Below are 25,683 nucleotides of genomic sequence, written 5' to 3' on the forward strand. Positions count from 1 at the left end.
TAGCCTGCCCCACAAAGTTCTCGGGTGAATAGCTACGGGTAATGCGCAGGTAGAAAAAAACCGCCATGAATGGCGGCGGTATTTCCTGAAAAGGTGCAGGCGGTCCGAAACCAGACCGCCTGCGATAAGCTTACTGAGAAACCGGGTTGCAGACGGTTTGACCTGCTTCGGTTGTTGCCAGTTCATAGCCTGCCGAGCAGCTGGCCGAACCATACTTGTCATAGTCAGGCTGTACGTAAACAGGTGTTGGTTCTTCCTGCTGCGCACAAGCAGTCAGGACCAGGGCAAATGCGCCAACGGCTGCAAGTTTCAGTTTCATGTCCGTCAATCCTCTATTACTTTTCTGATATTGCCCAGCTTTTCGGGGCCGCCACCAGAATACGGGTTGAACGGCAATCTGGCAACAGCATCAATCACATCATTGTGAGACAGAGCGATTCCATGCCAGTTGGAAACCCAAATAACGATCCTCACGGCATTATTGCTACCTTTTTGTCTGCATCGTCTTAAACTGTTTAACGTTTCAGCCAAAGACGGAGAAGCCACATGCCTGACACGCCAGTTATCGCCCAGAAAACTCCTTTTCCAGTCGAGGTTGTCGAAGGCAAAACCTATTTCTGGTGCGCATGTGGAAAGTCGAACCGGCAACCCTTTTGCGATGGATCACATAAGGGCAGCGGGCTCGACCCTGTGAAATACACAGCTGAAACCAACAAGAAGGTCTTCTTTTGCGGCTGCAAACATAGTGCAAACCCGCCGTTGTGTGATGGAACCCACAAAGACCTTAAATCAGACCTTTAATCTGTTCAGCGTCTCTGAATTTGCGCAAAAATCCGGGGCCACATCCGCCGGACTCTGTCGCTGAGCCAGCCAGTTGGCGCATTGCGTATCACAGCCTGAGGCCCGGCAGCGCGTGACCAATTCGGCGTATCCTTCGGGCGACAGCCGCCCTTCGGCCATGGCTTCGCTCAGTGAAATTCCCATGCTTCGGGAAACAGAACGCGTCAACCAAAAGTGCTTTTCGACCTCGCCCAAGATGTCCCGAGGCATCACGCGTCCTCCGCTTGCAACGACTTGAGAGCTGTGAATCGCTCGCGATTCGGGCACGTGCATGGGGCTTGATCAATCTGTTCGCGTTGCTCCAACCATTCCGGGCAGTTTCTGGCCCACGCACAGCCACGGCATTGCTGCACGATCTCGGCCCAATCCTCATGTTTGAGGTGACCATCCCGATAGGCTGCGGCCAGGTCGGTTCCTGTGACCTCGCCCATCCGCAGTACGAGGCGAAGATGGGCCATGATTTCACCGAGTCGTGGCATGGCGAACCTGACAGTTAAGGCATTAGTTTGTGCAACAATTCCTGGTTACGGCAATATTCCGGTGTCCGCCCGGCGGTCGCCATTTTCTTGAGCAGGTCCTGACAATGATCCGGGTTCGGACAGTCAGTACATCGCAGAACTGCCTCGGAAATCTGGTCGACAGATACTTTGCCACCAATGGCTGCTTCCTCAAGATCGATGTCCAGCATTCTGGCCATATCGTCCACCAATCCGGCATGAAGCCGCAAGGACTCTCGGGTGGGCATACTGTATCCTTTCCCTTTCGCGCTTTGCGAAATCGTAGCGCATCCGGGGCGTCAGACTTTGACACAGGTCAAGATTGGATGCCGATGTGATCCAGATAGGCCCGAGTTGCATCCTGAACACGGCGAAAGCGGTCCCCGCCCAGCTTTTTGCCTCCGTACCAGCGGGTGACGATGATCACGTGCTTGTCCAGCCCTGCACGTTCGATCATCCGCAGGATTACCATACCAGCGCCGCTCTCCCCATCATCAGCCTTCAGCGCGCCGGTCGGCAAAGAGGCGGCCCAGGTGTTATGTGTGGCCTTGGCATAGGATTTATCGGACTTCAGTTGGTCCAAAACCGCGTCAACGTCCGCGCGTGACGCCACAGGCGCGCCAGATACCGCATATTTCGACCCGCGATCCGTCAAAATCACGCCAAGGCGCACAAGATCGGTCATTGCGTCAGTCCCAGTTGCATCGCGGTTTCAAGCACGATGTGAACGCGCTGCGCGTTTGGCGGGTGGGTGCCCAGAAACCTGTCGCCGGGATCCGGAATCCGATCAAAGAACTTTGCCCCGATCAGCGGGTTGTAGCCCGCATTATGCGTAATGATCGTGCCCATCTCGTCAGCTTCAAGCTCAAAAGCCTTTACATAAGCCTGAACACCAACTTGCGCACCCACTTTCTGAGCCTCTTCTATATCGGCGGCGTCGCCCCCGCGCAGCTTCTCGGCCTTTCCGAACTCGGTGGCGCTTGCGCTGGCATTTTCGCTTTGCCGTGCGATGTGCCCCAGCACGTGATGGGCCGCCTCATGCCCCATGACAAAAGCCAGTTCATCTGCGTTTTGCGCGGAACGGATCATCGCAAGGGTAAAAATGATGGTGGGTTGCCGCTGGTCGTCCAACGTCTGAAACGCATTGGCTGGCGCACGTGGGTTCAGATCAACGAGAATCCGGAAATCGCATCTCTGAGGTCTTGATTGCTTCAAGCACTGGCTACGGGCCTCGGCCCCGATGTTCTGACTGACTTCGCGAAAGGTCTGGGCAACATCCTCAGAACCCGGCCCTTCACCTAGCCAATCCGCAGCAGGTTGCACGCGCAATCCACCTTCCGCACAGGCCGCAAGAAGCAGGGGAAGCACCAAAACAAAGCGTCTGCGCATGTTACATCCTTCGGCTCGGTCTGACCGTGATTTCAACATAGTACGTGCCGCTCGGCGTGACCACACAAGGCTTTGAAACGAACGTCTTGCATTGCGCGTCGACGGCTTGCACTCTGTCCTTATGTTTTCGATTGAGCATGAATTCGACTCGACGGTCATAACGCTTGTGGACGAAGGTGAAAAACCTTTGCAGGAAGATGTTGTGATCAACAATTTCGCCGAATGCGTCACGCTGGAACAGTTTGATCCGCGAACCGAACAGGTGCAAAAGATCACCTTGTCGCCGGAACAGGTCCGCGATCTGGCCGCAGCGCTGGACCTGCCCGAGGGAGTTTACCAGATCCGTGAAACGGGATCTTGGGGCGCATAGACAAAAACCTTGCTGCGCGAAGTTTGCCCTTGCTTGAGTGACAGTGTCGAAGGCGCGACGCCAAGACATTTCGCAAGAATTACCTGAACCGCATGGTTGGCTTTACCACTGTCAGGCGGTGCCGTGACAAATACCCTGATCTGCCCGTCTTCCACAACCACCCGGTCGCGTGGAGCCTTGGGAGTTACTTTCAGATGAAACGTTGTCCCGGCGTGCGCCTGCGCGCTGAGATCCGGCAGATCACGTAGTTTGGATTTCGCCATTGTCGCCCCTTCCCTCAATAGTCTTGCATGATGGGCGGTGGAATGAAATTGATCCACGCGATCCGTCGCCGCGCCCTTGAAACCCTCGGCATGCCGACCAAGATACAGAGACGTGATGTAAAGGAAGTTAACATATGTCCATGAAAAACCCCGCTGCTCTGGAGTTTTTGCAGGCGCGCCGGTCCCGACCTGCCAAGACACTGGTTGCCCCGGCCCCGACACCGGACGAGTTGCGCCCCTTGTTGATCGCAGCTGCACGCAGCCCCGATCACGGAAAACTGGAACCCTGGCGATTTATCGTTCTGGAACAAGGGGCCATGGCAAGACTGGCAACCCTGACCGAAACCTGCGGGCAAAGGCTGAAGAAAAGTCCGGAAGATATTGCAAAAGCACGCAGCCAATTTGACATGGGACATCTGGCCGTAGCGGTGATCGAAGTACAAAAACCGTCCGAAAAAATACCTGCAATCGAACAAACCTATTCTGCGGGCGCGGTCTGTCTTGCCTTGCTGAATGCCGCGCTGGCCGCAGGCTGGGGTGCAAACTGGCTATCGGGTTGGCAAACCCATGACCACGACTTCTGCGTCGACGCCTTTGGACTTGCTGACAACGAACGCGTAGCCGGGCTGATACATATCGCCACCGAAGGAACAGCCCCACCCGAGCGCCCGCGGCCCGATGTGGCGGCCATAACGGAATGGATCACAGAATGATCATCCTGAACGCCTTCTTCAGCGCGCTAAGCCAGATCGGAGATCCCAAGTTCCGCGCCGTTCTGCTGCGCGGTGTAGGTTTGACCATCCTGTTGCTGGGTCTTGCCTGTGCGGGTGCGATCAGTTTGATCAACTGGTTGTCGGGCAGTGAAATCTCTCTGCCGTTCGTCGGCGCAGTGCCATGGCTGAACGACGTTCTGAACTATTCAGGTATCGTTCTCGTCCTGATCCTGCCTGTTTTCCTGATGGTGCCGGTGGCGTCAGCCATCACATCGATCTTTCTGGACGAAGTGGCACAAGCGGTCGAGGACAAGCATTTTCCGGCCTTGCCACCTGCACGACGCATCCCTGTGTCAGAGGCCCTGATGGACGGCCTCAGCTTTCTTGGCGTGCTGATTGTCGCAAACCTGCTGGCGCTGATCCTTTATGCGATCTTCACCCCGTTTGCGCCCTTCATCTTCTGGGCCATGAACGGGTTCCTGTTGGGGCGGGAATACTTCACGCTGGCTGCAATGCGCCGGATCGGGCGGGATGGCGCGCGCCAATTGCGCGCCAGGCATTCGACCACGATCTGGGTCGCTGGAACGCTGATGGCCATCCCGCTGTCGATACCGCTGTTGAATCTGGTGATCCCGATCCTTGGCGCGGCGACATTCACCCATATTTTTCATGCTGTGTCAGGCCAAAAGGTCTGACACAGATTAGCGCGGCTCCAGTTGGTTCAACCAGTCGAAGTCCCGCACTGAAATTGCACCAGATATGATGATCCCGGCAATGATAACCCACAAAACCACTGCAATGGCGGTGGTGATCCACATCTTGGCCTTCAGATGATGGACTTCCGGCGCGCCCGCATGGGTGCCCGGAACGATATCGTTCAGGTCACCCTGAGTTTTGATGCGAATGGGCAGAACCACAAGCAACGTCATGAACCAGATGACGGCGAACAGCACCAGTGCAGCGGTAATGGTCACTTCAGGCCCTCCCGGTTTTGCGGATCATACCTGTTCCAGCTCGACCAGGCAGCCGTTGAAGTCTTTAGGATGCAGGAACAGCACCGGTTTGCCATGCGCGCCGATCTTGGGTTCACCCGACCCCAGAACACGGGCACCGGTCGCTTTTAAATGATCACGGGCGGCGATGATGTCTTCGACCTCATAGCATACGTGATGAATACCACCTGCCGGGTTCTTTTCCAGAAACCCGTTGATAGGGCTGTCGTCGCCCAGCGGGTACAAAAGTTCGATCTTGGTGTTGGGCAGTTCGATGAACACAACCGTGACGCCATGATCCGGTTCGTCCTGCGGCGCGCCAACCTTGGCGCCCAGCGCATTGCGGTATTGCTCGGATGCCGCCTCAAGGTCGGGTACGGCGATGGCAACGTGGTTCAGACGTCCAATCATGTCTCACTCCTGATGTCCTGCGTTGCGTGGGTTATGGGGGCTGCTCTGCGAAAGAACAAGTGCGCCAAATCGCGCGTTAACGTCGTGTTAGCCAGAAGTTCCTAGCGTGAAGCATCTGCTGGATAGGAGAGCTGCCATGGACGATTCGGGCCTCATTGCCACCACCGCCGCCACGCCCACCGCAACGCGGCCTTTGCTGGGGCAGACAATTCTGGTTGTTGAAGACAGCCGATATGCCTGCGATGCGATCCGCCTGATGTGCCTGCATAGCGGCGCACGTATCCGACGCGCTGACTGCCTGAAATCGGCACGGCGACACCTGCAGATCTATCGCCCTTCGGTCATTCTGGTCGATATGGGCCTGCCCGACGGGTCCGGAGCTGACCTGATCGCCGAACTGGCCGACGCTTCACCACGGATCAGCGTAATCATGGGCCTGTCGGGCGATGACGCTACCGAAGGTCTGGCGTACGCAGCCGGGGCGGATGGATTTCTGTCCAAGCCGATAAAATCATTGTCTTATTTTCAGAAGTCCATCCTGGAGCGCCTGCCCGAAGATCGACGCCCAAGCGGGCTCCACTCGGTTCGAGATGAAGTCATCCGCCCCGACCCGATGGCCTATCAGGACGACATGGCGCACATCGCCGATGTCCTTACCGGGCCCAACGATCATCGCACATGGGATTATGCCGCCCAGTTCCTGCAAGGGGTCGCACGGGAAGCCGATGACAGACCCTTGGCAGAAGCCGCCCGAAAGCTGGCGCTGTCACGAGCGAACGGTGCACCAATCACGGCGCAGGCAGCGCAGGTCGCCGGCATGGTGCAGAACCGTTTGGAACAAAGAAAGGCGATTTGACGTGATTGCAGCCTACTTCATCACCGCGACGCTTCTGTGCATCTGGGCCTATCGCCAAACACGGCAGACTGCGCGCTCTATTCGGGTCAACCGGGGCGATCTGAACAACCCGCTGGACTGACCCGCGAGTATTCGCTGGCATCAAAATGAAACCGCCCGCTTGATGCGGGCGGCTCTCGTTCAGTCCTGCGGAATAAGGCGCAAGCCCAGTTCCATCAGCTGATCTGACGTCGGGTCCGACGGCGCATGCATCATCAGGTCTTCGGCCCGCTGGTTCATCGGGAACATCATGACCTCGCGGATATTGGCCTCATCCGCCAGCAACATCACGATCCGGTCGATTCCAGCAGCGCATCCACCGTGTGGCGGCGCACCGTAGTGGAAGGCATTGAACAGGGCCCCAAAGCGGGATTTCACTTCGTCCTCGCCATAGCCCGCCAGTTCAAAGGCTTTCAACATGATCTCCGGCTTGTGGTTCCGGATCGCGCCCGAGACCAGCTCATACCCGTTGCAGGCTAGATCGTATTGATAACCACGTACGTCCAGCGGATTGCCCTGCAGCGCGTCCATGCCGCCTTGCGGCATCGAAAACGGGTTGTGCTCAAAGTCGATCGCGCCGGTTTCTTCGTCTTGTTCGTAGATCGGGAAATCAACGATCCAGGCAAAGGCAAAGCGGTCTTTCTCGGTCAGACCAAGCTCATCCCCGATCACGTCGCGCGCCTTGCCTGCAACCTTTTCAAAAGCCTTCGGCTTGCCGCCCAGGAAAAACGCCGCATCGCCGACACCCAGACCCAATTGCTGGCGGATTGCCTCGGTGCGCTCGGGACCGATGTTCTTGGCCAGCGGACCTGCGGCTTCCATCCCTTCACCCTGATCGCGCCAGAAGATGTAGCCCATCCCCGGCAGACCCTCTTTCTGGGCAAAGGTGTTCATGCGGTCACAGAATTTGCGGCTGCCGCCGGTTGGTGCGGGGATGGCGCGGATTTCGGTGCCGTCCTGCTCCAACAGCTTTGCAAAAATCGCAAAGCCAGACCCGCGGAAATGATCAGAGACCACTTGCATTTTGATAGGGTTCCGCAGGTCGGGCTTGTCCGTGCCGTACCACAGCGCCGAATCCTTGTAGGAAATCTGGGGCCACTCCTGATCGACCTTGAGGCCACCGCCGAACTCTTCGAACACGCCGGTCAGAACGGGTTGGATCGTGTCGAACACGTCCTGCTGCTCGACAAAGGACATCTCGAGGTCAAGCTGGTAGAAATCGGTCGGCGAGCGGTCGGCGCGCGGGTCTTCGTCACGAAAGCAGGGCGCAATCTGGAAATACTTGTCGAAACCCGACACCATGATCAGCTGCTTGAACTGCTGCGGGGCTTGCGGCAACGCGTAGAACTTGCCCGGATGCAGACGCGACGGCACCAGAAAGTCGCGCGCGCCTTCGGGCGAGGATGCGGTGATGATCGGCGTCTGATACTCGCGGAACCCCTGATCCCACATACGCTTGCGCATGGAGGCCACAACGTCCGACCGCAGGGTCATGTTTTGCTGCATCGCCTCGCGTCGCAGGTCGAGGTAACGATAACGCAGGCGGGTTTCCTCGGGGTATTCCTGATCACCGAACACCATCAGCGGCAGTTCCTCGGCGGCCCCCAGAACTTCCAGTTCGCGCACGTAAACCTCAATCTCGCCGGTGGGCAGTTTCGGGTTCACCAGTTCGGCGGCACGCGCCTTGACGGTTCCGTCGATGCGGATGCACCATTCCGAGCGCACTTTCTCAAGCTCGGCAAAAGCCGCGCTGTCGCCGTCGCACAGAACTTGTGTCACACCGAAATGGTCGCGCAGGTCGATGAACAGGACGCCCCCGTGGTCTCGGACCCGATGCACCCAACCGGACAGGCGAACGGTTTCCCCGACATTAGCGGCGGTCAGTGCGGCGCAGGTGTGGCTGCGATAGGCGTGCATGGATCATATCCCTTCGGGCGCAGAATTCGTCGCGCCGATACACCCTGTCAGGCCCGGAAAGTCAAGGCGGGTCGCCCTGTCAAAACGGCCTTTGCACGTTGCCTGAGTAGAAATAGACACCCAGCCCGACCGCAAAGATGATATTGCCCGCAATCGCGTGCAGCAGCACCGCGTAGAAGAACGAACCGCGCTGCCTGTAGGCCCAAGTAAACAGCAGCCCGCCCGCAAATGTCATGAGGGCGACAATCCAGCTCCAATACATCAGATGCGCGAACGAGAAGATGGCAGCGTTCAGCACATATGCCGCGCGCCCTTCTGGCAGGATCGCGTGATAGCGACGGAAGAACAGTGGGCGGAACAGAAGTTCCTGTGGCAGTGCAGACAAAACAGGATAACCGATCCAGATAAACGCCAGCATCTCAGGGCGGTGTACTGGCAGAAAAAACGCGGCGTCGGGGCGTGTCACCTGAATCAGCCCGAAGCAAAACACGGACATGAAAGCGGTAAACAGCACAACTTCGCGAAGTGACCAGTTGGCCCAATCGTACCGCAGCTCGGCCCATTGAAAGCCCGGTGTCCAATGCAGCAGCATGATCCCCAACCCGGTCAAGGCAAACAGTGCCGGAAGCATCCAGTTCGGTGGAAACAAAACCGCGATGATCAGCGGCAGAACAATATAGAACAGGCCGAACTCAACCCTTAACCGCGGCAATGCAACCGGTGGTCCGACCATCGCGCTGTCTTTGGTCACGTGTCTATCAGCTCCACCCGGATCAGCCCACGCAATGAATTGCCCATGTAGGCAGTTTGTGCATTTTTCAGGTCGCTCAGGGTCAGCACGGCCTCGGACACCGTTCCTTTATCCAGTAGTTCTTCGCGCAATATGCCCGGCAACAGACCGCTGGACAGCACAGGTGTCAGAATACGGCCGTCCTGCTTTTCGATGAAAAGGTTGCTGATGGTGCCCTCACACAGCTCATCAAGCTCATTCAGGAACAACACCTCGTCTATGCCATCCGGCAGCCCGGCACGGGCATCGTCATATAGGGCGCGGCGGCTTGTCTTGTGACGCAGCCAAAGATCATTGGATGCCAGCCGCTGTTCGGACAGGGCGATGCGCCAGACCGGGGGATTGTTGGCCAGAACCCCGGTCGTCAATTCGAACGCACCCGATGCGTCCAGTGTCAGACGGCATCGCAAAGGTGTGTCGCCCAACGCGCCATCCAGCGCGGCGGTCGCTGCATCCGGGTTAAAGGTAAGGCCAAAGGCCGCAGCGGTTCGGGCCATGCGCGCAAGGTGACGGTCTTTTCGGACAAAGCCCCGACCTGGCCGAAAGGCCAGCGTTTCGATCAGGCGGAAATCAGGCTCAGCTGGCGGGCGAAGCGGGCTTTCCATAGCGCCTCCTCATATTCTGCCGGGGCGGTGCTGTCCCAGACAAGGCCCCCGCCCACGTTCAGCGTGGCCTGATCGGCTTCCAGCATCAGCGTACGGATGGCCACGTTGAACTCGGACCGGCCATCAGGCGCGGCCCAGCCGATGGTGCCACAATAGATGTCGCGCGGCCAGGGTTCCAGCCCGGCCAGAATTTCCATGGCGCGAATTTTGGGGGCGCCCGTGATCGAACCGCAAGGAAACAGAGCCGTCAGTATGTCGCTGAGCCCTGCGCATTTGAGCAACTGGGCGCGGACAAGCGAAACCATCTGGTGCACAGTCGCATAGGTTTCGACCTTGAACAGTTCCGGGACATGAACTGAACCGGGCAGCGCGACACGGCTGATATCGTTGCGCAGAAGATCGACGATCATCAGGTTTTCCGCCCGGTTCTTTTCGTCCGTGGTCAGAAACGCCCGGCGCCGCATATCCTCATCCGGGTCTTCGCTGCGCGGCTGTGTACCCTTCATCGGTCGTGTTTCGATCTTTCCATCCGCGTCTGTGCGGAAGAACAACTCTGGCGAGCGGCTGAGCAAATCCGGCAACCCGACCTGCTGCACCAGCGCGCCATGCCCAACAGGCTGCCCCGCTGCCAGCGCCGCATAAAGGGCTTCACTGCTGCCCGAGACGGTCAGATCAATCGGAAAGGTCAGGTTCGCCTGATAGATATCGCCTGCACCGATGGCATCATGCACCACTTGAAAGGCTTCGCCATAGCGCGCCTCGTCCCAGCGCGGCTGAAACGCGCGCACCTCGCCTGCGGGCGTCGGTAAAGAAACCCGATCCGGCGCGCCGTAAACTCCAAAGCACAGCAAGGGCAGCCGACGCGATTCCGGCAAAAGTTTGATCAGCCGGGATTCAAGCACATATCCCAGTTCATAACTGGCATAGCCAGCCAGCCAGGCTCCGCCCGCGCGCGCCTCATCCAGCGCCGCCAGAGCCTGGGGCACGTCCTCCGCCGTATCCGCGCGGATAATCCGAGACGGGCGCTGAAACCGGGTTCCGCGACCGGCTGGTCCCTGATCAAAACGAATACGCAACTGCATCCTCTTTTGCCGTGAAGGGCGATATAGAGAATACTCTGGCAGGGGAAAGGGGGGAAAGCGGCAATTTCGCTTCTGTTTCCGATACCCCTTGAACCTTTCTGCGTGGTCCCTATAACGCACGACAATTTGGGCGCTTGGGCGGCGCCCGCGACTCGTGCAAAATCGAAGGGGCTAGGCCATGCCGAAGAGAACCGACATCAAGTCGATCATGATCATCGGGGCTGGTCCCATTGTTATCGGTCAGGCCTGCGAGTTCGATTATTCCGGCGCTCAGGCCTGCAAGGCCCTGCGCGAAGAAGGTTACCGGGTTATTCTGGTCAACTCGAACCCGGCGACGATCATGACAGACCCCGGACTTGCCGATGCCACCTATATCGAGCCGATCACGCCCGAGGTCGTCGCCAAGATCATCGAAAAGGAACGCCCGGACGCCCTGCTGCCCACAATGGGCGGGCAAACCGGTCTGAACACCTCGCTCGCGCTGGAAGAGATGGGAGTGTTGGACAAGTTCGGTGTCGAGATGATCGGTGCCAAACGCGACGCCATCGAGATGGCCGAGGACCGAAAATTGTTCCGCGAGGCGATGGACCGGCTAGGGCTGGAAAACCCCAAAGCTACCATCGTGACCGCCCCCAAGAAGGCCGACGGCTCTGCCGATCTGGACGCAGGTGTGCAGATCGCTCTGGACGAGTTGGAGGAAATCGGCCTGCCCGCCATCATCCGCCCGGCCTTTACCTTGGGTGGTACAGGCGGCGGTGTGGCCTATAACCGCGAGGATTATATCCATTTCTGCCGCTCGGGCATAGATGCCTCGCCCGTCAACCAGATCCTCGTCGATGAAAGCCTGCTGGGCTGGAAAGAATACGAGATGGAAGTGGTGCGCGACACTGCCGACAACGCCATCATCGTCTGTTCCATCGAAAACGTGGACCCGATGGGCGTGCACACGGGTGACTCGATCACGGTGGCCCCTGCCCTGACGCTGACCGACAAGGAATACCAGATCATGCGCAACGGCTCGATCGCCGTGCTGCGCGAGATCGGGGTGGAAACCGGTGGCTCGAACGTGCAATGGGCGATCAACCCCGATGATGGCCGCATGGTTGTGATCGAAATGAACCCGCGCGTGTCGCGTTCATCGGCGCTGGCCTCGAAAGCGACGGGTTTCCCGATTGCCAAAATTGCCGCGAAACTGGCCGTTGGTTACACGCTGGACGAGTTGGACAACGACATCACCAAGGTCACGCCTGCGTCGTTCGAACCTACCATCGACTATGTCGTCACCAAGATCCCGAAATTCGCGTTTGAGAAGTTCCCCGGCTCTGAACCCTATCTGACCACTGCAATGAAGTCGGTGGGTGAGGCGATGTCCATCGGCCGCACCATCCACGAATCCATGCAGAAGGCGCTGGCCTCGATGGAATCCGGCCTGACCGGGTTTGATGAGATCGAAGTTCCGGGGTTGAGCATCGGCCTGTGGGATGAGGTCGAAAGCAGCGACGACAAAGCGCATGTCATCAAAGCGATCAGCAAGCAGACCCCTGACCGCCTGCGCACCATCGCCCAAGCCATGCGTCATGGCCTGAGCGACGACGAAATCTTTGGCGTCACCAAGTTTGACCCCTGGTTCCTGGCCCGCATTCGCGAGATCATCGAAGCCGAACGCACCGTGCGCAAGGACGGTCTGCCAGTGACCGAAGAAGGCATCCGCAAGCTCAAGATGCTGGGCTTCACCGATGCGCGTCTGGGCAACCTGTCAGGCCGCAGCGAAGATAACGTGCGCCGCGCCCGCCACAATCTGGGCGTCACCGCGGTCTTCAAACGCATCGATACCTGCGCCGCCGAGTTCGAAGCGCAAACCCCCTATATGTACTCGACTTACGAAGCCCCGATGATGGGCGATGTCGAATGCGAGGCACGCCCAAGCGACCGCAAGAAGGTCGTTATTCTTGGTGGTGGTCCGAACCGGATCGGTCAGGGGATCGAGTTCGATTATTGCTGCTGCCACGCCTGCTATGCGCTGACCGAGGCCGGGTACGAGACCATCATGGTCAATTGCAACCCCGAGACGGTCTCGACCGACTATGACACCTCGGACCGTCTGTATTTTGAGCCGCTGACCTTTGAACACGTCATGGAAATCCTGACGAAGGAACAGGAAAACGGCACGCTGCACGGCGTGATCGTTCAGTTCGGTGGTCAAACACCGTTGAAGCTGGCCAACGCGCTTGAGGCCGAGGGTATTCCGATTCTGGGTACCACACCGGACGCAATTGACCTGGCCGAAGACCGCGAACGGTTCCAGGCGCTGGTCAATGAACTGGGCCTGAAACAGCCCAGAAACGGTATTGCCTCGACCGATGAAAAGGCGCTGGAGATTGCCGAAGAGATCGGTTTCCCGCTGGTCATCCGCCCCTCTTACGTTCTGGGCGGTCGTGCGATGGAAATCGTGCGCGATATGGATCAGCTGCGACGCTATATCAACGAGGCCGTTGTGGTCTCGGGCGACAGCCCCGTACTTCTGGACAGCTATCTGGCGGGCGCGGTCGAGCTGGACGTAGATGCGCTGTGTGACGGCACCGACGTTCACGTCGCGGGCATCATGCAGCACATCGAAGAAGCGGGCGTTCACTCGGGCGATTCCGCCTGTTCGCTGCCGCCCTATTCGCTGTCGAAAGAGATCATCGGGCAGATCAAGGAACAGGCATTCAAACTGGCCAAGGCGCTGAATGTCGTTGGCCTGATGAATGTGCAATTCGCGATCAAGGATGATGAGATCTATCTGATCGAAGTGAACCCGCGCGCCTCGCGCACCGTGCCGTTTGTTGCCAAGGCCACTGACAGTGCGATTGCGTCGATTGCGGCGCGCGTCATGGCGGGCGAGAAACTGGCCGATTTCCCGATGCGCCCGCCCTATCAGGAAGGCAAGGACACCAAGATCGCCGACCAGATGACGCTAGCCGATCCGGACATGCCGTGGTTCTCGGTGAAAGAGGCTGTCATGCCATTCGCCCGTTTCCCCGGCGTCGACACCATCCTTGGCCCGGAAATGCGCTCGACCGGCGAGGTGATGGGCTGGGACCGTGACTTCCCGCGCGCGTTCCTCAAGGCGCAGATGGGCGCGGGCATGGTGCTGCCGTCCTCTGGCCGTGCGTTCATTTCGATCAAGGATGCCGACAAGGGCAAAGCCATGCTGGAAGCGGCGCAGGTTCTGGTTGATCAGGGCTTCACGCTTGTGGCCACGCGCGGCACCCAAAGCTGGCTGGACGAACAGGGTGTTGCCTGTGACGTGGTGAACAAGGTGTACGAAGGCCGCCCGGATGTGGTGGACATGCTGAAAGACGGTCAGGTGCAGCTGGTGATGAACACCACCGAAGGTGCGCAGGCGGTTGAGGACAGCAAGGCCATCCGCTCGATCGCGCTGTACGACAAGATCCCGTATTTCACCACCGCAGCTGGGGCCAATGCCGCAGCACTGGCGATCAAGGCACAAGCTGAGGGCGACGTTGAGGTGAAATCGCTACAGGGGTAAAGACCCCTGAACCAAACGGAAAAGCCTCAGAGGAAACTCTGGGGCTTTTCTTTAGTTCCAATATTTTACGCAGGATTTTCTACCGTCTTTCTTCGTTCGTCACGGGCGAAGAACAGCAGATAGAACACCGGTGCCGCGACCATTGTCAGCACGGTGGCAAATGCCAGACCGCCCATGATCGTCACTGCCATCGAGACGAAGAACGCATCCGTCAGCAGCGGCGCCATGCCCAGAATGGTCGTGACAGCCGCCAGCATGACGGGCCGCAAACGCGACACGGATGCTTCGATGATTGACTCGCGCAGGGGCTTTCCTGTGGCGCGGACCAGATCGATTTCCTCAACCAGAACAATGCCGTTCTTGATCAGCATACCCGACAGGCTGAGCAGGCCCAGAAGTGCCGTGAAGGTGAAGGGCAACCCTGTTCCCAGCAGGCCGATTACCACGCCGTTCACGGACATCGGCACCAGCAGCCAGATGATGATCGGCTGGCGGATCGCGTTGAACAACAGGACCGAAATCAACACCATGATCAGCAGGCTCAATGGCAATTGTCTGCCCAGGCTTGCCTGCGCTTTGCGCGAGTTTTCGAACTCTCCACCCCATTCCATCTTGTAGCCGGGTGGCAGGTCGATGGCCTCGATGGCGTCGCGCACTTCGGCGTGGACCTGTGCCGCTGTCAGGTCGGGCGGGATGTCGGCGCCGACGGTGATGGTCAGAACCCGATCACGACGGTGAACCAGCGTATTGAGCGTTTTGTACTCGAATCCATCCACCATTTGTTCAATTGGTACAAACTTTTCCGACTGGTCCGAGTACACGACCTGATCGACGATCGAGTAATCTCCGTCCGCGGGTCGGCGCAGGATGATCGGGATCAGGCGGTCGCGCTCGCGGAACACACCACCCGTAATGCCGTCGGTCGAGAATTGCAGGGTGGCGGCGATGTCTTCGCGTGTGACACCGGCTGTCTGCGCCCGTTCGGTGGCATAGATCGGTTGCAGCGCCAGTTCCTGTTCGCGCCAATCGTGGTGAACCAGCAGCGCGTTCGGGGATGCGGCTGCCATGCGCTGCACTGCCTCATCAGCAAGCTGGCGCAGCACGACCGGATCGCTGCCCGAGAACCGGGCCTGAATCGGATCACCACCGCCGGGGCCAAAAACCAGGCGCTTAGTGCCGAACTCACCTTCGGGGAATTGGACGGACCCAAACGCCTCAAGGTCCGCTTGCAGCGCCGGGATGTCGTCCAGGCTTGCTGTGCGGATGACCATATGCCCATAGCTGGGGTTCGGCTTTTCGGCTGAATACGTCAGCATGAAACGAGTAGCCCCCTGGCCGACAAAGGTCGCGACCGAGACCACGTCGTCGCGGGCTGCCAACCACTCTTCGAACACCGCCATGTCTTCGGCGGTTCGTGCAATCGGTGTGCCCTGCGGCAGTTTGTAGTGCACAAAGAACAAAGGCGTGTTGGAGTTGGGGAAGAACTGCTGTTTCATCAGCCCAAACCCGGCATAACACACCACGGTTACGCCGACGAGACCAGCAACAACCAGCCAGCGGAAGCGCAGCGCAAAGCGCAGGATCGCACCATAGGTGCGGAACAGGAGGCCGCCGTATGCGTCGATCTCGCCTGCTTTGCCCTGTTTGAAGAAGTAATGCCCCAAAAGCGGCGTGACGGTGATCGCCAAAACCCAGCTGAGCAACAGTGAAATGCCGATCACGGCGAACAGAGAGAACAGGAATTCTCCGGTTGCGTCAGGGCTGAGGCCAATGCCCGCGAAGGCCATGATGCCAATCACGGTCGCCCCCAGCAGCGGGATCTGGGTTTTTGACGCCACATCCTCGGCCGCATCGCGCGAGGACTGGCCGCGCAGCATGGATATCTGCATCCCTTCGGCCACGACGATGGCGTTGTCCACCAGCATCCCCATGGCGATGATCAGGGCACCCAATGAGATTCGTTCCATCTCGATTGAGAAGAGCGACATGAACAGAAGCGTGCCGACCACGGTCAGCAGCAGGGTCGAGCCGACGACAATGGCCGCGCGCCAGCCCATGAAGATGCCCAGCACGGCGACCACGATGGCCACCGACATGGCAAGGTTCACGAGAAAGTCGTTCGAGGCCTGCTCGACCACCACATGTTGCTGATAGACCGGCAGGATTTCGACACCGAAGGGAATGCTTGTGTTCAACTCCGCGAATTTGGCGTCAGCGCGTTTGCCGACTTCGACAATGTTTTCGGTGGCCAGACCCGCGATGCCCAAGGTGAAGGCCTCGGTCCCGTTGTAGCGGATAATGATGTCGGGGTCGTTCTGACGGGCACGATAGACATCGGACATGTCAAAGAGGTTGATCACCTGCCCTTGCGAACCGACAGACAGGCCCGCAATGGCCGACACACTGTCCGACCCTTCGGCCGTCAGAATGGTGGTGCGGTCGTTATCAGAGCGCAAGGACCCTGAGGAATTGACCGAATCCGCATTGGCGATGGCCTGGTTGATCGCTTGCAGCGGGACATTCTGGTTCACGGAAATCGCCAGATCGGGTTCGACGAAGATCGCCTCGTCCGGCAGGCCCTGAACCTCGACATCCGCAACGCCGTCAACGGTCAGCAGTTCCCGCCGCAGGAAGGTTGCCAGTTCGTGCTTTTCGGCGTCCGAGAACCCTTGGGCGGTCACCGCATAGAACAGGCCGAACACGTCGCCGAACCCGTCATTCACAAACGGTTGGCCGACGCCCGATGGCAGGCCACGCGCGGCGTCGCGCACCTTGGCCCTGAGCCGGGTCCAGATGGCTGGCAGTTCGGTGCCGTCATATGTCGACTTGATCTCGACCTCGATCAGGGACCGTCCGGGTTGATTGACCGACGTGATGACATCCACCTCGCCCATCTGCTGTATGGCGGATTCCAGCGGTTCCGATACTTCCAGCGCCACCTGCTCGGCGGTGGCACCGGGGTATTGCGTGGCGATGACCGCGTTTTTGATTGTAAAGGCCGGGTCTTCCAGACGGCCAAGCGATATGAACCCCCAGATGCCCCCAACAAGGGCAATGAGGATGACCAGCCATGTGTAAAGCGGCCGGTCGATTGAGGCGCGGGCGATGTTCATCTGTCAGCCCCTCAGTTCGCGAAACCGGCAAACCGGCGCACCGTCTGACCATCCGTCAGCACAGCGCCCCCGGCCACAACGACCTCATCCCCGTCAGACAGGCCCGTCAGCACCCGGACATCGCCGGTTTGCGTGGGCTCGATGGTCACCGGGACGCGACGCACGGTGCCCTCATCCGCCCCGACCGGGGAAAACACCATGACGTTCAGCGCGCCGTTTGCGTCGGCGACAACAGCGGTCGCCGGTACGATGATGCCTGTGCGGTTGTCCTGCACCTGAACGTTGACGGTAACGGAAGAACCGGGAAGGATCAGCAACCCCTCGGGCGGGGTCAGGCCGAACTGGATGCGGAAGGTTTGACCGACGCTGGAGGTTTCAGCGTCGAATTCCCGGATTTCCAGCGGGAAGACTTCGTCACTGGCAGGGAATTTGGCAGTGATTGTTCTTTGATCATTCTGGCCGGAGCGTTGAAACAGGATCTCGGGCACGTCGACCACGATGCGAAGTTCGGACATGTCGTGAATGCGGACGATGGGCGTGCCTGCCGAGACGGTGGTAAACGCCTCGACCGAGCGGCTTGAGACCAGCGCGTCAAAGGGCGCGGTCAGCGTGGCGTGTTCCAGTTCATATTCCGCGTCGCGCAGGGCAATCGCGGCCAGTTGCGCCTCGGTCTCGGCATCGTCCACGGCCACCTGGCTGGCGGTTGTACCGCGCAGGCGCGACAGGCGCGCAACGGTGCGGTCGGCCTGTTCCTTTTGCAGCCGAGCCCGATCAAGGCGCAGCTCGAACGGTTCCTGATCCAGACGGGCAATCAGGCCATCCTTGGGAATCACGAAGCCTTCGTTGATGGGCATTTCGACAATCTGCCCCGCAACCTGAAAGGCCAGATCAACGGTCTGGCGCGCGGCGACGCGGCCGAAAAACTGCCGCGTGAAACCGGGCGCGGTTTCACGCACCTGGATGAGTTTCACCGGTTTCGGGGTCTCTTGAGCGGCAATCGGGGTTGCCAGAATGGCCAGTGCAAGGCCCAGAGAGGTCAGGAGTTTCATTTCTTCAATCCCTCGGGAATTCCCGTTTTCAATACGTTGTCGCGGATTTTGCGTGCCAGTCGCGCGAATTCGGCAGTTTCTTGTTCGTTGAGGCCCGAGGCCCGGTGAAACAGGTCTCCGGCGGCGGCGACCAGCATGTTGCGGGCTTCTTCGCCCTGCTTTGTCAGCACCAGCAACCAGGCGCGGCGGTCTTCGGGGTCACGCCGCCGCATCAGATAGCCCGCTTTTTCGAGGGCATCCGCAGTGGCGGTGATCGTTGATGGGACGCTTAACATATCAGAGGCCAGAACGCCCATGCGCTTGGGCTGATCCAGCTTGATCAGCATGTGGCATTCCGGGTGGCTCAGGTCTGTTTCGATACAGTCAAAGGTCTCTTCCAGTTTCCAGTACAGGGCATAGACGCCCATGATCGCCTGAATCTCGGGGCTGAGGCGGCCCAGTCTGGCACTGATATCGTCGGGCATTGAGGGTCTCCGCGCGGGTTACGGGGCGATATACTTCAATTTATGAACTATTCAAGATATGAAACTGTACCCGGAACGGATTCCCTTGGGTCAACATATCTTGATCAAATCACGCCATGACTGCATTTTGGGCGAATCCGAAACATTCAGGGCCCGCCATGTATACCCCCGCCATCACCGGTACCGGTGTCTTCACGCCGGAAAACGTCATCACCAACGCCGAGCTTGTCGAAGCGTTCAACGCCTATGCCGACAAGCAGAACGCGAAGAATGCCGAGGCCATCGCAGCCGGGCAGATGGAGGCGATGCAGCATTCCTCGGAAGAGTTCATCGTCAAGGCGTCGGGCATTCATAACCGCTATGTGATGGACAAGGCCGGGGTGCTGAACCCCGACGTGATGCACCCGACGCTGCGCCAGCGCAGCGATGACGAGCCCGGGATCATGACCGAGATGGCAGTGGATGCCTGCAGGAAGGCGCTGGCGCAGGCGGGGCGTACGGCGGCGGATGTCGATCTGGTGATCTGCGCGGCCTCGAACCATGAACGCGCCTATCCGGCGATTGCAATCGAGATTCAGCAGGAACTGGGCATCGACGGGTTTGGCTTTGACATGAATGTCGCCTGTTCTTCGGCCACGTTCGGCATTCAGGCGGCGGCGGATATGGTGCGGTCTGGGTCGGTGCGCGCAGCGTTGGTGGTGAACCCTGAAATCTGCTCGGGCCACCTGGAATGGCGCGACCGGGATTGTCACTTTATCTTTGGCGATGTGGCAACGGCAACGCTGATCGAGCGGATCGAAGACGCAAAAGGCCCGCATTTCGAAATCCTGTCGACACGTTGCGCCACCGCCTTTTCCAACAATATCCGCAACAATAACGGGTTCCTGCGCCGGTCGCGCCCCGATGGTGTGATTGACCGCCGCGACATGCAGTTCATGCAGAACGGCCGGAAGGTATTCAAGGAAGTGTTGCCGATGGTCAGCAAGCATATCAGCGACCATATGGAGGCCGAAGGGGTCAGCAATACCGACCTCAAACGCCTGTGGCTGCATCAGGCCAACAAGACGATGAACGATTTCATCGGCAAGAAGGTTCTGGGCCGCGAACCCGAGGCGGGCGAGCAACCCAATATCCTTCAGGATTATGCGAACACCTCATCCGCAGGGTCGATCATTGCGTTTTCGAAATACTCTGACGATCTGCAAGAGGGCGATCTGGGCCTGATCTGTTCTTTTGGGGCCGGGTATTCGGTTGGATCGGTGATCGTGAAGCGTCACGCCTGATCGGCATTCCGCAAAGCGCGGACGGCCTAGAAATCGGCAGCCAACTGAAAAACCTGAAACGCGGCCCCTTCCCCACCATCAATCCGGCTGAGATAGGCGGGGGTTTCACCCTTTGCCAGTTGGGATTGCAGCCCGCGCCCCTGAGATGCCCAATCCCAGAATTCAGTACGGGGCGCAGCGGTGCAAAGCAGCACATAGCTTACACCCAGCGCAGCAAGACGCGGACCGGCCTGGTACGCATCCATACGCAAAACCGCAATCTGCGCCTGAATTCCGGCCCGGTTGCGGTGATAATTGCCCGCCAGAACCGAATGATTGGTATAGCGCAGCACCTCTGCCGCAAAATCGAAATCGACCAGAACCATGCCGGCTGGCAGGTTTTTCAGGGCCGCGTAAGCCTGGGGCGCCTTGCAGGCGGCGCCGTCGTTTTGCGAATCCTGCGCGACCTCGGCGACGGGTGCCGCAAGGGAGGGGCGCGCAAATCGTCCCAGCTGTTTTTCCACGCTGATGCCGATCTTTGGCGAGACGCAGACAACAAAGCCTACCATAGCCAGGCCGGAAAGCGTGCGACCATGGGTTCTGTAACTGATGTAAAGGGCGCGCAGCATCTGAGCCTGAACAGCCACAAGGGACACGCCCAGAAACGTCATCATCCGGGACTGGTACAGAAACATGGAAAACCCGGTCACAATCAGCGCCAGAAACAGAAGATAGTCCATTTTGTCTTGTGACTGACGGACAAAGAACAACGCTGCAACCGCTGTGATGACGGACATGGCGATCAGGGCCGCAGCCTCGCCCAAATGCAGTTCCAGCACAACGGTGATATTCTGCGCTTCGGCAACCTGGCTGAGCCAGAAGTCACGCATGTCCTGAGGCAGGTCCGCAATCGGGTTTTCAAGGCAGTAGGGCGCAAATGCGTAAGCGCAGCCAAGTGTTACAGCGCCAATCGCTAGACACGCGCCGAAGCGCCCCCAATGGGACCAACCCGACCCGACCCAGGCTGCTGCACACAGGCACAGGGCCGCGATCCCGGCCGGCAGGGCCACACTGATCGTCAGGGCATCGCAGCTTGGAAACAGAAAGCCCTGACGTCCCGTTGTTGCAACGCTGGCCAGCAACAGGGTCAGCGCCAGCCCGGCTCCAAACACCATGGTGCGGCGGCGGGCGGCTGTGCCGGTCACGATCCAGTCAATCGCAAGGAACACCGCGATAATCGCGACCTGCACGATTGATTCGGTTCCGATGGACACCGAAAGGGCCAGACAGACACCCAGCCACCCCGCAGCAGAGGGTTTGGCCTTGCGCAGGACAAAGAACATGAGGGCCGCTGCAAACAGCAGAATCTGAACATTGTGGTGGTCAAACGAGAAATAGTCGAACTTCCGATAGTGTTCGAGCGTCAGCGCACCGACGACCAATGCCGAAATCGCGCCATTTCGCCCGCCCAACGCTGCGCCAGTGACGGCAAAGGTCCACAAGGTCAGCCCCGCCAGCAGCACTGGCCAGATAAACGCGGTCACTTGCAAGGCGCTGTCGGGTGGCACGACCATCGCGGACAACGCGTAGATCCCGGCGATCGGCGCGTCGACAAGCCGGGACCAGTGCATCAGCGTGCCGTCACCGGGCCCCAGCCGATGCTGATAGGCGTCAAACCAGCCCTGCCCCGCCAGCAGGTCCTGTACCATGACCCAGCGCATCGCGTCATCAGGGCCTTCCTGATAAGCGCCAAACAGCACCGTGGCCAGAAAAAGCGCATAGACGAACAGGAACGACCGCCAAACCATACGGTCTGCGAGAACGCTGTAATTTCCCTGCATTTTCTGCATGGTTTACTGCCCTTGACGATCTTGCCTGCGCCGCGGCTTATCGGAAAGACGTGACTGAATTGAGGCACAGGGTCCGGTTGGTGATCATGCCGCAAAACGCACGATATCTGCTGCAATCCGGGCTGGCGGAATTTGGCCGGTAACGGTCCGCAATCAGGCCTAGCTGACGCTTTCTTCTTCCAGGTGCAGTTTCATTTCAATCAGGACCTGCTGAAGCAAACTGGTTTCTTTCAGCAGCCTTTTGGCTTCGTTCACCGTGATGATGCCATCTTCGATTGCGGCCTGATATTCCGTCATCAGCATTGCAAACCGCTGGCTGAGCGCGATGACATCCGAATTCACACCGCCTGTGCGTGATTCCTCGGTGTTGCGTTCGCTGTAGGACAGGGTGATGTTTTTCAGATCCGCCAGCGCGGATGTCACATGCGGATAAGTTGCTGCGTTTTCAAGCCGGGCCACCGCATCCACAGGCATAAACCTGTCCGCGTGTTCTGCGTTGTCCGAGTAATACCGGCCCAGAGTCGCCTTGGATTTTCCTGTAATTTCACAAGCAGCTTCTATTCCGACATCTTTGACCAGCGCTTCTGTGTGTTTCTTCAGATAGGCCCCGATATCTGCCATTGATTTACCTTTGTTACCTGCAAACGCCTGCCCGATGTCCAAACCGGGGAAAGCGTCGGGAAATTTCCCATAACTAAGTCATAATTGAAATGTCATACATTGACTATCCCTCAGATAAGCGGGGGATTTTGTGAGTGAGTGGCGGCAGTTCAAGCCGGTAAAGAGTGATTGCAGGGCGGTATTGTTGGGCCTTGCTTTGTTTTGGCCACATGTTGGCCGACGGCGTCGCTGTTGCAGACGCGGGGGTTCCATCCCCTACGAGCCCAGCTCGGCCTCTGCACACGCAATGGCGACGTCGCTTCTTACATCCCTTTGCTCTCTTGTTCCTTTTCGTCAGGCGTTTTAGACCCACGCTATGGCAAAGCTGTATTTCAACTATTCCACCATGAACGCGGGCAAGTCGACCGTGTTGCTACAGGCCTCGCACAACTATCGCGAGCGCGGAATGCAGACCTACCTGATGACCGCCGCCATTGACGGGCGGGCGGGTGCGGGGCGGATTGCATCGCGCATCGGCATATCGGAGCAGGCTGACACTTTCACACCCGAAGATGATGTCTTCGCCATGATCCGGTCCCGGCTGGACAAGGGTATGGTGGCCTGCGTTTTCATCGACGAAGCACAGTTCCTGTCCGAGGCGCAGGTCTGGCAACTGGCCCGTGCGGTGGACGATCTGGATGTGCCGGTGCTGGCCTATGGTCTGCGCGTGGATTTTCAGGGCAAGCTGTTCCCCGGTTCCGCCACCCTGCTGGCCCTTGCCGACGAAATGCGCGAAGTGCGCACGATCTGTGAATGCGGCCGCAAGGCCACGATGGTGATTCGTCGCGACGAGACCGGCAAGGCCATCACTGAAGGGGCGCAGGTGCAGATCGGTGGCAACGAGACCTATGTCTCGCTCTGCCGCAAACACTGGCGTGAGGCGGTGGGCGACTAGACCGGGTTGGGCAGCGCCCTGCCCGCGACAAAGGCCGCCACGTTATCCAGCGCCATGTGCCCCATGCTGCTGCGCACCTCTTCGGTGGCAGTGCCCAGATGGGGCAGCAGGGTGACGTTTTCCATTTCGCACAGGGATTGCGGCACTTTGGGTTCGAATTCGTAGACGTCCAGCCCCGCCCCCGCGATCTGACCTGTTTGCAGCGCCGTGATCAGCGCGACCTCGTCCACCACCTCGCCACGGGCGATGTTGACCAGAATAGCCGAGGGGTTCATCGCCTCAAGAATCTGCGCATTGATCAGGTGGCGGGTTTCTGCACCGCCGGGAACCGCAAGCACAAGGAAATCGACCGAAGCGGCGAGTGTTTCAAGGTCAGGTATAAATTCCGCCGGGAAATCCAGATCTTTTGCATTGCGGGACTGATAGGCCACCTGCATGGCAAACCCGAAATGACAGCGGCGCGCGATGGCCTGTCCGATGCGGCCCATGCCGACAATGCCCACGCGCTTGCCGGTCACATGATGGCCCAGCATCTGCGTCGGGTGCCAGCCCTGCCACTGACCCGATCGCACCAGCCGCTCCCCCTCACCGGCCCGCCGGGCTGTGGTCAGCAGCAGGGTCATGGCGATATCGGCTGTGGCATCGGTGACCGCGCCGGGCGTGTTGGTTACGTCAACCCCGGCCGCGCGTGCGGCATCCACGTCGATATGGTTGAAGCCAACACCGAAATTGGCCAGCAGCTTGCAGCGCGGCTGACCGACCTCGGCAAAGATCCGAGCCGAGAACTGATCGCCCAATGTCGGCACAACAACGTCGTATCCGGCCAGAGCGGCCAGCATCTCCTGCCGCGCCATGGGCAGGGTGTTTTCCCGGATGGTTACATCGAAATCGGCGCGGGCGCGCGATTCGACTGCCGGTGTCATCGGACGCGTGATCAGCAGTTTCATCAGTGCATCCGCCCGCCGGTTGGTACCTTGCCGTCGGGGCCGATCAAAACGATCTCGCCGTTGTCATCGGGCAGGCCCAGCACCAGAACCTCGGACATGAACTTGCCGATCTGGCGCGGAGGGAAGTTGACGACAGCCATGACCTGTTTGCCGACCAGAGTGGCCGGATCGTAATGCGCGGTGATTTGGGCCGAGGTCTTGCGCTCGCCTATTTCGTCGCCAAAGTCGATCCACATCTTGATCGCGGGTTTGCGGGCCTCGGGATAGGGTTCGGCGCGGATCACCTCGCCCACGCGAATATCGACCTTGAGAAAGTCGTCGAACGAAATTTCACTCACGCGAGAGCTCCTTGGATCGGTTGGTTGCGGCCTTGACGGCACGGTGCAGCAGGTCGGGAAAGCCGGTTTCCTGATGCATCAGCACCTCAAGTGCGGCCTGTGTGGTACCGTTCGGAGAGGTCACGTTGATGCGCAGCTGCGCCGGGTCTTCGTCGGACGCCATGGCCAGCGCCCCGGCACCGGCCACTGTGGACTTGGCCAGTTTCATCGCAAGCTCGGCAGGCAAGCCATGCGCCGCGCCCGCAGCGGCCAGGGTTTCGATCAGATGGAACACGTAGGCCGGGCCGGACCCGCTGAGCCCGGTGACGGCGTCCATCTGTGCCTCATCCTCAAGGCGAACAGTCTGGCCCACTGCCGCCAGCAGGTTTTCGGCCTGCTCCATGTCGGTCTCGGAGGTGTGTGCGTTGCCGATCAGTGCCGTGATGCCCTGACGGATGGCGGCGGGCGTGTTGGGCATGGCGCGAATGATCGGGGTGTCACGGCCCAGAACGGATTCGAAGGCCGCAATCGAGGTGCCAGCTGCAACCGAAATAAACAGGCTGGACCCACCGCCCAGCGCCTGAATGGCAGGCAGGGCTTCGCCCATCATCTGCGGTTTGACCGCAACCAGCACCACGGCGGGAGATTCGGGCAACGGTGCGTTGATATTGACGCCCTGCGCCTTCAGCCAATCTGACGGAAAGGGATCGATGACCCAAACGGAAGCTGGCGGAAGGCCGTGTTCCAGCCATCCCGCCAGCATTGCGGACCCCATCTTTCCGCACCCCAGAAGCACAAGCCCCTGTTCGGCCACGCGCGTCATGTCCATT

Annotated in this window: 30 protein-coding genes; 8 read left to right on the plus strand and 22 right to left on the minus strand. The window is 59.2% G+C overall.

The features are described from left to right. Window positions 1-130: 130 nt before the first annotated feature. Both I9182_RS09005 and I9182_RS09010 read right to left on the minus strand, forming a co-directional pair. Entirely contained in the window at window positions 131-319 is a 189-nt protein-coding gene (locus I9182_RS09005; protein ID WP_209504738.1) for a hypothetical protein, read from the minus strand. A gap of 5 nt (window positions 320-324) precedes the next feature. Then, window positions 325-648 (minus strand): hypothetical protein, encoded by a 324-nt coding sequence (locus I9182_RS09010; RefSeq protein ID WP_209598098.1) that lies wholly within the window; start codon window positions 646-648, stop codon window positions 325-327. Between I9182_RS09010 and I9182_RS09015 the strand changes: the two genes are divergently transcribed. Continuing rightward, window positions 547-801 carry a CDGSH iron-sulfur domain-containing protein gene (locus I9182_RS09015; RefSeq protein WP_209598011.1) on the plus strand — a complete coding sequence of 85 codons (255 nt, stop codon included), beginning with the start codon at window positions 547-549 and terminating at the stop codon, window positions 799-801. The genes I9182_RS09010 and I9182_RS09015 overlap by 102 nt on opposite strands. Here the strand turns inward: I9182_RS09015 and I9182_RS09020 are convergent. The 5 genes from I9182_RS09020 to I9182_RS09040 form a co-directional block, all read right to left on the minus strand. Continuing rightward, complete coding sequence (locus I9182_RS09020) at window positions 790-1,050, minus strand: DUF6455 family protein (RefSeq protein WP_209504740.1); 261 nt, start codon at window positions 1,048-1,050, stop codon at window positions 790-792. The two genes, I9182_RS09015 and I9182_RS09020, sit on opposite strands and share 12 nt — an antisense overlap. Further along, entirely contained in the window at window positions 1,050-1,319 is a 270-nt protein-coding gene (locus I9182_RS09025; RefSeq protein WP_209598012.1) for a DUF6455 family protein, read from the minus strand. Before I9182_RS09025 ends, I9182_RS09020 begins: the two co-directional genes overlap by 1 nt. Before the next feature lie 14 nt (window positions 1,320-1,333). Continuing rightward, window positions 1,334-1,585, minus strand: coding sequence for a DUF6455 family protein (locus tag I9182_RS09030; RefSeq protein ID WP_209504742.1), 252 nt, complete (start codon window positions 1,583-1,585; stop codon window positions 1,334-1,336). A gap of 68 nt (window positions 1,586-1,653) precedes the next feature. Further along, the gene (locus tag I9182_RS09035; RefSeq protein ID WP_209598013.1) at window positions 1,654-2,022 is read right to left on the minus strand and encodes a YigZ family protein; all 369 of its coding nucleotides are present in this window, start codon (window positions 2,020-2,022) and stop codon (window positions 1,654-1,656) included. Beyond that, complete coding sequence (locus I9182_RS09040) at window positions 2,019-2,726, minus strand: M48 family metallopeptidase (RefSeq protein WP_209504744.1); 708 nt, start codon at window positions 2,724-2,726, stop codon at window positions 2,019-2,021. The genes I9182_RS09035 and I9182_RS09040 overlap by 4 nt, the downstream gene beginning before the upstream one ends. A 121-nt stretch (window positions 2,727-2,847) precedes the next feature. Between I9182_RS09040 and I9182_RS09045 the strand changes: the two genes are divergently transcribed. Next, window positions 2,848-3,096 carry a hypothetical protein gene (locus I9182_RS09045; protein ID WP_209598014.1) on the plus strand — a complete coding sequence of 83 codons (249 nt, stop codon included), beginning with the start codon at window positions 2,848-2,850 and terminating at the stop codon, window positions 3,094-3,096. On the opposite strand, the gene I9182_RS09050 is transcribed toward I9182_RS09045, so the two are convergent. Beyond that, entirely contained in the window at window positions 3,060-3,359 is a 300-nt protein-coding gene (locus tag I9182_RS09050) for a DUF167 domain-containing protein (protein WP_209598015.1), read from the minus strand. The two genes, I9182_RS09045 and I9182_RS09050, sit on opposite strands and share 37 nt — an antisense overlap. 134 nt (window positions 3,360-3,493) lie before the next feature. Between I9182_RS09050 and I9182_RS09055 the strand changes: the two genes are divergently transcribed. Both I9182_RS09055 and I9182_RS09060 read left to right on the plus strand, forming a co-directional pair. After that, on the plus strand, window positions 3,494-4,072 hold the full coding sequence (locus tag I9182_RS09055; RefSeq protein ID WP_209504747.1) for a nitroreductase family protein: 579 nt from the start codon (window positions 3,494-3,496) through the stop codon (window positions 4,070-4,072). Beyond that, window positions 4,069-4,767 carry an EI24 domain-containing protein gene (locus I9182_RS09060; RefSeq protein ID WP_209504748.1) on the plus strand — a complete coding sequence of 233 codons (699 nt, stop codon included), beginning with the start codon at window positions 4,069-4,071 and terminating at the stop codon, window positions 4,765-4,767. Before I9182_RS09055 ends, I9182_RS09060 begins: the two co-directional genes overlap by 4 nt. Window positions 4,768-4,773: 6 nt before the next feature. On the opposite strand, the gene I9182_RS09065 is transcribed toward I9182_RS09060, so the two are convergent. Beyond that, window positions 4,774-5,046, minus strand: a complete 273-nt coding sequence (locus I9182_RS09065; RefSeq protein WP_209504749.1) for a DUF1467 family protein — start codon at window positions 5,044-5,046, stop codon at window positions 4,774-4,776. Window positions 5,047-5,070: 24 nt separating this feature from the next. Further along, window positions 5,071-5,475, minus strand: a complete 405-nt coding sequence (gene mce, locus I9182_RS09070) for a methylmalonyl-CoA epimerase (protein WP_170346086.1) — start codon at window positions 5,473-5,475, stop codon at window positions 5,071-5,073. 136 nt (window positions 5,476-5,611) lie between these two features. Here mce and I9182_RS09075 point away from each other — a divergent pair, with 136 nt between their 5' ends. Further along, window positions 5,612-6,331 (plus strand): response regulator, encoded by a 720-nt coding sequence (locus I9182_RS09075; RefSeq protein WP_209504750.1) that lies wholly within the window; start codon window positions 5,612-5,614, stop codon window positions 6,329-6,331. Between the two features lie 180 nt (window positions 6,332-6,511). Here I9182_RS09075 and aspS read toward each other — a convergent pair whose 3' ends face one another. The 4 genes from aspS to I9182_RS09095 all read right to left on the minus strand — a co-directional run bounded on the left by aspS (window position 6,512) and on the right by I9182_RS09095 (window position 10,764). Beyond that, the gene (aspS, locus tag I9182_RS09080) at window positions 6,512-8,287 is read right to left on the minus strand and encodes an aspartate--tRNA ligase (RefSeq protein ID WP_209504751.1); all 1,776 of its coding nucleotides are present in this window, start codon (window positions 8,285-8,287) and stop codon (window positions 6,512-6,514) included. Between the two features lie 79 nt (window positions 8,288-8,366). Continuing rightward, a complete protein-coding gene (locus I9182_RS09085; protein WP_348540390.1) occupies window positions 8,367-9,038 on the minus strand; it encodes a CPBP family intramembrane glutamic endopeptidase in 672 nt (223 codons plus the stop codon). Then, complete coding sequence (locus I9182_RS09090) at window positions 9,035-9,682, minus strand: aminotransferase class IV family protein (protein ID WP_209598016.1); 648 nt, start codon at window positions 9,680-9,682, stop codon at window positions 9,035-9,037. The genes I9182_RS09085 and I9182_RS09090 overlap by 4 nt, the downstream gene beginning before the upstream one ends. Further along, a complete protein-coding gene (locus I9182_RS09095) occupies window positions 9,637-10,764 on the minus strand; it encodes an aminodeoxychorismate synthase component I (protein ID WP_209598017.1) in 1,128 nt (375 codons plus the stop codon). The genes I9182_RS09090 and I9182_RS09095 overlap by 46 nt, the downstream gene beginning before the upstream one ends. A 178-nt stretch (window positions 10,765-10,942) precedes the next feature. Between I9182_RS09095 and carB the strand changes: the two genes are divergently transcribed. Then, window positions 10,943-14,296, plus strand: coding sequence for a carbamoyl-phosphate synthase large subunit (carB, locus tag I9182_RS09100; RefSeq protein ID WP_209598018.1), 3,354 nt, complete (start codon window positions 10,943-10,945; stop codon window positions 14,294-14,296). A 65-nt stretch (window positions 14,297-14,361) separates the two neighbouring features. On the opposite strand, the gene I9182_RS09105 is transcribed toward carB, so the two are convergent. From I9182_RS09105 to I9182_RS09115, 3 genes are read right to left on the minus strand one after another with little or no spacing between them, the layout of a single operon-like run. Continuing rightward, window positions 14,362-17,409 carry an efflux RND transporter permease subunit gene (locus I9182_RS09105; protein ID WP_209598019.1) on the minus strand — a complete coding sequence of 1,016 codons (3,048 nt, stop codon included), beginning with the start codon at window positions 17,407-17,409 and terminating at the stop codon, window positions 14,362-14,364. An 11-nt stretch (window positions 17,410-17,420) separates the two neighbouring features. Further along, window positions 17,421-18,458, minus strand: coding sequence for an efflux RND transporter periplasmic adaptor subunit (locus I9182_RS09110; RefSeq protein WP_209598020.1), 1,038 nt, complete (start codon window positions 18,456-18,458; stop codon window positions 17,421-17,423). Beyond that, window positions 18,455-18,922, minus strand: coding sequence for a MarR family transcriptional regulator (locus I9182_RS09115; protein WP_209598021.1), 468 nt, complete (start codon window positions 18,920-18,922; stop codon window positions 18,455-18,457). The genes I9182_RS09110 and I9182_RS09115 overlap by 4 nt, the downstream gene beginning before the upstream one ends. Window positions 18,923-19,080: 158 nt before the next feature. Between I9182_RS09115 and I9182_RS09120 the strand changes: the two genes are divergently transcribed. Further along, complete coding sequence (locus I9182_RS09120) at window positions 19,081-20,205, plus strand: beta-ketoacyl-ACP synthase III (RefSeq protein WP_209598022.1); 1,125 nt, start codon at window positions 19,081-19,083, stop codon at window positions 20,203-20,205. A gap of 26 nt (window positions 20,206-20,231) precedes the next feature. Here the strand turns inward: I9182_RS09120 and I9182_RS09125 are convergent, their stop codons facing one another. Both I9182_RS09125 and I9182_RS09130 read right to left on the minus strand, forming a co-directional pair. Continuing rightward, window positions 20,232-22,034, minus strand: a complete 1,803-nt coding sequence (locus I9182_RS09125; RefSeq protein WP_209598023.1) for a hypothetical protein — start codon at window positions 22,032-22,034, stop codon at window positions 20,232-20,234. Window positions 22,035-22,193: 159 nt separating this feature from the next. Further along, a complete protein-coding gene (locus I9182_RS09130; RefSeq protein ID WP_209504760.1) occupies window positions 22,194-22,655 on the minus strand; it encodes a hypothetical protein in 462 nt (153 codons plus the stop codon). 355 nt (window positions 22,656-23,010) lie between these two features. On the opposite strand from I9182_RS09130, the gene I9182_RS09135 reads away from it, so the two are divergent. Continuing rightward, on the plus strand, window positions 23,011-23,589 hold the full coding sequence (locus I9182_RS09135; protein ID WP_209598024.1) for a thymidine kinase: 579 nt from the start codon (window positions 23,011-23,013) through the stop codon (window positions 23,587-23,589). Here the strand turns inward: I9182_RS09135 and I9182_RS09140 are convergent. Genes I9182_RS09140 through proC form a run of 3 tightly spaced genes read right to left on the minus strand, consistent with a single transcriptional unit; the run spans window position 23,586 to window position 25,682 of the window. Beyond that, complete coding sequence (locus I9182_RS09140) at window positions 23,586-24,536, minus strand: D-glycerate dehydrogenase (protein WP_209598025.1); 951 nt, start codon at window positions 24,534-24,536, stop codon at window positions 23,586-23,588. The genes I9182_RS09135 and I9182_RS09140 overlap by 4 nt on opposite strands. Further along, window positions 24,536-24,874 (minus strand): tRNA-binding protein, encoded by a 339-nt coding sequence (locus I9182_RS09145; protein ID WP_209504763.1) that lies wholly within the window; start codon window positions 24,872-24,874, stop codon window positions 24,536-24,538. Before I9182_RS09145 ends, I9182_RS09140 begins: the two co-directional genes overlap by 1 nt. Beyond that, on the minus strand, window positions 24,867-25,682 hold the full coding sequence (gene proC / locus I9182_RS09150; RefSeq protein ID WP_209598026.1) for a pyrroline-5-carboxylate reductase: 816 nt from the start codon (window positions 25,680-25,682) through the stop codon (window positions 24,867-24,869). Before proC ends, I9182_RS09145 begins: the two co-directional genes overlap by 8 nt. Between the last annotated feature and the right edge of the window lies 1 nt (window position 25,683).

The sequence above is a fragment of the Ruegeria sp. HKCCSP351 genome (assembly GCF_017872535.1).
Classification (GTDB): Bacteria; Pseudomonadota; Alphaproteobacteria; order Rhodobacterales; family Rhodobacteraceae; genus Ruegeria.